We start from the raw sequence: 5,638 nt of genomic DNA, 5'->3' as shown, positions 1-5,638 counted from the left end.
GCGCCGAGCGGTTCCAGCTTGAACGCAAAATCAAGCCCCGGCACAGACGTTCCGAGCACGAATTCGGCAGGCATCCCTGCCCCGACCGTGCCAGCAAGCCCGCACGAGGTGACAAAAAGCGCCGCCGCGCCGAGCAGCGTGATGCCCTCGCGGATATCGGGCAGCTTTCCGGCCAGCATTATGCCTGCGGCCGTCAGAAGCGGCAGGATCAGGGCGGCCAGAATGAGTGTTTCACCGCTCATTGCATGCCTCCGATGAACAGCGCCTCAGCCGCGTCATTGGCAAGGCCGGCGACGAAGTTGCCATTGATGCCAACCCAGATATTGGCGAGCGCCAGCACCCAGAGCGGGATCAGCAACAAGAGCGGCGCTTCCTTGTGGCGTTTCTGTGGATTGTTTGGCGGCTTGAAGAAGACCGCCTGCAGGATGCGGCCCATATAGATGACCGCGAGCACGCTGGAGAACACGACGATCAGCGCCGCCCACCACCAGCCGCTCTCGAGCAGCGCCGAGACCAGCGCGAATTTCGACTGGAAGCCCGCCGTCAGCGGCACACCGATGAGCGACAGGCCGGCAATCGCAAAGGCCGTCATCGTCCACGGAGCAGAGCGGCCAAGGCCGGCAAAGTCATGAATACGCGAGCCCTGATAAGTCAGCACCACACCGCCCACGGCCATGAAAAGTGCGCCCTTCATCAGCGCGTGATTGACGAGGTGGAACATGCCGGCCGCGACCCCTGCCGCGGTGCCGAGCGAAATGCCGAGCAGCATGTAGCCGACCTGCGCCACTGAGGAATACGCCAGGGTCCGGCGCACATCGGTCTGGAAGATCGCCTGGAAGGAACAGGCGAGCATCGCCGCGATGCCCATTGGCGCGAGGATCAAAGCGAGGCTCATTCCTTCGAACACGAAGTCCAGCGAGAACACGCTGAACAGGAAGCGGACCATCGCATAAATCGCGACCTTGGTCGCCGTGGCCGCAAGGAAGGCCGTTACGAAGCTTGGGCTGTAGGAGTAGGCATTTGGCAGCCACTGGTGCAGCGGGAACATCGCCGCTTTCAGGCCAAGACCGACCAGGATGAACGCAAAGCCGACCTGGACCGACCGATTGCCGCCGACATCCTGCAACTGGATTGCGAGATCTGCCATGTTGAGCGTGCCGGTGGCCGCATAGAGGAAGCCGACGCCGACGACATAGAAACTCGCGCCAATCGTGCCCATGAGAAGGTAATTGATCGCTGCGGGCAGCGCGCGCCTGTCCCGGCTCGAGCCCAGCGCGACCAGCACATAGGTCGCAATCGATGACAGTTCGAGGAAGACGAACAGGTTGAACGCGTCGCCCGTCGCAGCCACGCCGAGCAGGCCCATGAAACAGACCTGGAAGGCGCCAAGGAACATGGCGCGCTTTTCCTCGCGGATTTCCGCCTGGATGGTCGGCCAGCCGAAAATGCTGGTCAGGAAGGCGATGAAGCTCACCAGCATCAGCACCAGCACATTCAGCGCGTCGATACGGAACTCAATGCCATGCGGCGGCGCCCATCCGCCCATCGCATAGGAAATGATCGCCCCGCCCTCGATGGATCGGACCTGCGCCAGAAGGATGAGCGACAGCAGCGTACACAGCGCCGTGACGACCATGGTCATCACCCACGCGACCCGCCCATTGCCCGGCAGAAACACCGTCACAGGCGCCGCCAGCAGCGGCAGGAGGATAAGCAGCGCCGGCGCATGCGCTTCGGCCCAGGCCGGCGCCATCTGCAGGATAAGGTCAATCATGCCGGGTTCGCCTCAGGATGATCCTCGGCATATTCGGCAAGCGCGACTTCAAGGTCTGTCTCGCGGATCTCGTCTGTCTCGATCGTGCCATAGGCTTCGCGAATCCGCACGACAATGGCGAGCCCCGTGGCGAGCGTTGCCACGCCGACGACGATGGCCGTCAGCATCAGAACGTGCGGCAGCGGGTTGGAATAGACATGCTCGAAGCCGTGCGCGGCCGCATCTGCAGCGCCATGGGCGGCATCAGGCGCAGCGTGCGTTGCATCGGTGGCATGCCCGGCCGCCACCTCTGCGCCGTGCTCGCCGCCATGCCCCTTGGCATCCTTGCCATAGAGGATGGGCGCCGTGCCGCCATCGATGCGGCTGAGCGAGATGTAGAACAGGATGATCGACGTCTGGAAAATGGACAGACCGACCAGCCGCTTGATCAGGTTCGTCGACGAGAACAGCGTGTAGAGGCCGATCATCATCAGGCCGATGATCGCCCAGTAATTGCCGCGCTCCAGGATGAATTCGACCATTACCAGTCCTCATCCTTGATTTCGGTAACCCGGCCGGCAAAGGCATAGAAGATCGACAGCATCGACCCTGCCACCGCGAAGAGGACGCCAAGCTCGATCAGGATAATACCATAGTGCTGGCCCATATGGCCGCCCGGCGGTTCATTGAACAGCACGTCATAGTCGAGATAGTTGCCGCCCATCATCAGCGCCCAGACGCCGACACCGGCATAGAGAAGGAAACCGATCGCCGCGAGCGATTTGGCGAACACAGGCGGCACCGCTTTCATCGCCGGTGTGATGCCGAAAATCAGCGAGTATAGGATCACTGCAACAGCGCTGATCACGCCGGCCTGGAAGCCGCCGCCGGGGCTGTATTCGCCGTGAAACTGCACATAGAGCGCAAACAGGGCGATGATCGGAATCAGAGGCTTTGCGACAACGCGAAGGATGACGTGATGATCTGTTTTCATCGCCCTATCCTTTCCGGTTCTTGTCTCTGAGGGAGGCCGAAAGCGAGCGCTCTCCGAAGCCGAGCAGCAGGATGACAGAAAGCGCCGCGGTAAACACCACGCCAACCTCGCCCAGCGTGTCGAAGCCCCTGTAGCTTGCCAGCACTGCCGTCACGATGTTCGGAATGTCGACCTCGTTCGGCGTGCGCTCGAGATAATCTGTGCCAACATAGGTGTTAGCGGGGCTGTTCGGGTCACCAAAAGCCGGCAGGTCGATTGTCGCATAGACCAGCATGCAGCCTGTCGCGATGACGACCAGAAGCGGGACGATCTGCATACTGCGCGCCTCCGGCTTTGCGGTGCGCGAGGTCAGCAGCATGGCACCGAGCAGCAAGGCGGTAGATATGCCCGCGCCGACAGCGGCCTCGGTAAAGGCGACATCGACAGCATCGAGCGCCACAAACCAGGTCGCCGAGATCAGTGAATAGACACCTGAAAGCATGACGATCGCAAACAGGCTGCGCATCCGCGCGATGGCCACACCGACCACGAATAGCAGGCCGAGCAGCACGACATTGATCAGCGCGATGGCAAGGTCTGCGCCTTCATATCCTGTCATCTCACACCTCCCCTTCGGTCTTGTCACCGTTTCTGGCCGTGCGCCCGATTACCGGTTGCAGACCCGCCGTATGGGCGGCATTGGCAAGCGCATGTGACCCGGTCGGACCGGTCAGGAACAGGAACAGCCAGATCGCGGCAAGCTTGAAGACAATCAGCCAGCTCGGCGCGAGCAGCGCCATACCGACCAGCAGAATGGTCGCAGCGCCTGTATCTGTAATACTGGCGGCATGCAGGCGCGTATAGAAATCAGGAAATCTCAACACGCCGACTGTGCCGATAATCGCCAGGACCGCCCCGACAAGACAGAGCAGCGCACCGAGGATCGGCTTGATAAACAGGATCACGTTCACAAGCTCAGTCATCATCGCCTCCCCGCACGGGCGCCGAGCGCGAAACGGTGCGGCGCATCAGCGGCACCTGGAAGGAGCGATAGCGGAAGAATTTCAGGATCGCGATCGTCGAGACGAAATTGATCAGCGCATAGAGCACGGCAATATCGAGGAAATCTGGCCGCCCCAGCACAAAACCGAGCACACCGATGAACAGCACGATCTTGGTGCCGAGCGAGTTTACGGCCAGCACGCGGTCATACAGCGTCGGCCCCCTGAGCGCGCGGATCAGCATCAGGCCGATCGCAACGATCAGCGCGATTGCGGCAGCTCCGATCATGCGGCCACCTTCTTGCGCCCGTCTGCGGCGGCGAAGGAGCGGGCGTCCATTTCTGCAAAGGATTCGGGCGTCGCCGCCTCTTCGAACAGCGCATGCACAAGCAGTTTGTCGCCTTCGACCTCGATCGTCACAGTACCGGGCGTCAGCGTGATGGAATTGGCGAAGACGGTTTTCGCCAGATCGCTTTCGCAGCGTGTCTTCACCTTCACGAGCGCCGGATTGATGTCGAGATTGGCGCCAACGCAGGCTTTGATCACCGGCCAGTTGGCCTTGAAGATTTCGACCAGCAGCCAGGCCCAATAGCTCAGCAATTGCGGCAGGCGGCCATAGGGCGCGCCTTCCTTGTCAATCGTGTTCAGACGAGAGGCCAGCAGCAGCGAGATCAGAATCGATGCAGCGCCAAGGCCCAGAATCAGCGGCTTGTAGAGCCCGGAAAGCCCGAGCCACAGCGTAGCCAGCACAAGTGTCAGCCCGACAAAGTAGCCCACGAAACTCCCGCTCCACACTTTACAGCTTCAACCATCAGGGTCGCTGTTACTTGCTCAAATTAGGTTTGGCCAGTCCCTAGACCAGTCCTACCGACCGAAAACAAGCCGGGCGGTACGTTGTGACGCAGAGTAGGCGTCTTCTGCCGTCAAATCAGCCTCATCGCCTTCGGACTCCGCCGCGTTCTTTGGGGAAAAGGCGCCCGACAGAGACCAGTTCCAGTAGCGAAGCGTGGTCTGCGCCTTGGCAACGGCAAGCAATTCGTAGGTCTCTTTGACATAATCGAACTGCGGGTGGAGCTCGCCCTCTTTCAGCTCGAGCGGCCGGCGCAGCGCCCGCCACAAATGCGTCAGATAGGGCCGTTTCAGCCCCGTCGCCTTGCAGAGGACGGCAAGGCCTTCTCCGCCTGCATCGCTAAGGATCTTTGCGATTGTGACGGGTTTGACCCCCGCCAGAAAGCCGATTTCCTGAGCAAGTTCAGGGTCGAGCCCTTTTTCAGCAGCAACCTCGACGGCGTGCTCAAGGCTTTCATAGGGGCTTTTTTCTATCGCGGCGCGGTTTCTCTGGCGCCGCTCGATCAGCTGCAATGTTTTGCGGGCCACAGGGTCCTGCCAGTTTTCCGCCGCGGCAATCGCGAAGACATCCGAACACAGGTCGACAAGCTCTGAGCGTTCGGCCGCCTGCCTCTGCAGGATCGTCCGGCGTGTTGGCCCGTCCGACCACCAGAACATCGCCATGGCCTGGCTCGGGATGAGCTCCAGGCGCTTGATGATCAGCTGCGGCAAGCCTTCGATCTTTCGCGAGTGAGCGACCAGAAGGTCGATGCCCCGCTCGGAGATCGTCGCACCCTCATTCTTCAACAACCGCTTCAGGACAGCCGCCTCAGACCGCTCGCAGAGTTTCTCGGCAACGGTCGGGTCGATGCGTTTTCGCCCGGCAATCAGCAGGCGGTGGTCGATGGTCGTCTTGTCGATAAATTCGCACAGATCTGCCGCGTCGTAGACGTCATTATCTTCGAGCAGGCAGCGCGCAATCTCGATATCGCCCTGCGCGAGATAGCGCATCAGCCGTCGCGGCGCTTCGCGCGTCACTTTCAGCCGGCGCGCACAGAACAGGCGCTCTTCATTGGTCGCGTG

8 protein-coding genes and 1 pseudogene are annotated in these 5,638 nt (G+C 61.1%); all 9 read right to left on the bottom strand.

Going from position 1 to position 5,638, the window contains the following annotated elements:
* Positions 1-242: pseudogene (locus tag WA989_RS08745) on the bottom strand (monovalent cation/H+ antiporter subunit D family protein); the annotation flags it as partial.
* On the bottom strand, positions 239-1,774 hold the full coding sequence (locus tag WA989_RS08740; RefSeq protein WP_424340119.1) for a monovalent cation/H+ antiporter subunit D family protein: 1,536 nt from the start codon (positions 1,772-1,774) through the stop codon (positions 239-241). The gene WA989_RS08740 and the pseudogene WA989_RS08745, both read right to left, overlap by 4 nt.
* Positions 1,771-2,295 (bottom strand): cation:proton antiporter subunit C, encoded by a 525-nt coding sequence (locus WA989_RS08735; RefSeq protein WP_424340118.1) that lies wholly within the window; start codon positions 2,293-2,295, stop codon positions 1,771-1,773. Before WA989_RS08735 ends, WA989_RS08740 begins: the two co-directional genes overlap by 4 nt.
* Complete coding sequence (locus WA989_RS08730; protein ID WP_424340117.1) at positions 2,295-2,747, bottom strand: Na(+)/H(+) antiporter subunit B; 453 nt, start codon at positions 2,745-2,747, stop codon at positions 2,295-2,297. The genes WA989_RS08735 and WA989_RS08730 overlap by 1 nt, the downstream gene beginning before the upstream one ends.
* Positions 2,748-2,751: 4 nt before the next feature.
* Positions 2,752-3,345, bottom strand: a complete 594-nt coding sequence (locus tag WA989_RS08725) for a DUF4040 domain-containing protein (protein WP_424340116.1) — start codon at positions 3,343-3,345, stop codon at positions 2,752-2,754.
* 1 nt (position 3,346) lies between these two features.
* Positions 3,347-3,709: a monovalent cation/H(+) antiporter subunit G gene (gene mnhG / locus WA989_RS08720; RefSeq protein ID WP_424340115.1), complete on the bottom strand. Its 363-nt coding sequence runs from the start codon at positions 3,707-3,709 to the stop codon at positions 3,347-3,349.
* Positions 3,702-4,016 (bottom strand): monovalent cation/H+ antiporter complex subunit F, encoded by a 315-nt coding sequence (locus WA989_RS08715; RefSeq protein ID WP_424340114.1) that lies wholly within the window; start codon positions 4,014-4,016, stop codon positions 3,702-3,704. Before WA989_RS08715 ends, mnhG begins: the two co-directional genes overlap by 8 nt.
* Entirely contained in the window at positions 4,013-4,504 is a 492-nt protein-coding gene (locus WA989_RS08710) for a Na+/H+ antiporter subunit E (RefSeq protein WP_424340113.1), read from the bottom strand. The genes WA989_RS08715 and WA989_RS08710 overlap by 4 nt, the downstream gene beginning before the upstream one ends.
* Before the next feature lie 87 nt (positions 4,505-4,591).
* A partial coding sequence (locus tag WA989_RS08705; protein ID WP_424340112.1) for a DUF2336 domain-containing protein occupies positions 4,592-5,638 on the bottom strand: 1,047 nt, incomplete at its 5' end.

It is taken from the genome of Henriciella sp. (assembly GCF_049649345.1).
Taxonomy (GTDB): domain Bacteria; phylum Pseudomonadota; class Alphaproteobacteria; order Caulobacterales; family Hyphomonadaceae; genus Henriciella.
Note: the sequence above shows the minus strand (reverse complement) of the source record. Positions and strands in the feature narration are given on the sequence as shown.

Excerpts from the sequence above, each read along its gene's own strand:
- WA989_RS08740 (WP_424340119.1), bottom strand. The coding sequence starts at position 1,774 with ATGATTGACCTTATCCTGCAGATGGCGCCGGCCTGGGCCGAAGCGCAT.
- WA989_RS08735 (WP_424340118.1), bottom strand. The coding sequence starts at position 2,295 with ATGGTCGAATTCATCCTGGAGCGCGGCAATTACTGGGCGATCATCGGC.
- WA989_RS08730 (WP_424340117.1), bottom strand. The coding sequence starts at position 2,747 with ATGAAAACAGATCATCACGTCATCCTTCGCGTTGTCGCAAAGCCTCTG.
- WA989_RS08725 (WP_424340116.1), bottom strand. The coding sequence starts at position 3,345 with ATGACAGGATATGAAGGCGCAGACCTTGCCATCGCGCTGATCAATGTC.
- mnhG (WP_424340115.1), bottom strand. The coding sequence starts at position 3,709 with ATGACTGAGCTTGTGAACGTGATCCTGTTTATCAAGCCGATCCTCGGT.
- WA989_RS08715 (WP_424340114.1), bottom strand. The coding sequence starts at position 4,016 with ATGATCGGAGCTGCCGCAATCGCGCTGATCGTTGCGATCGGCCTGATG.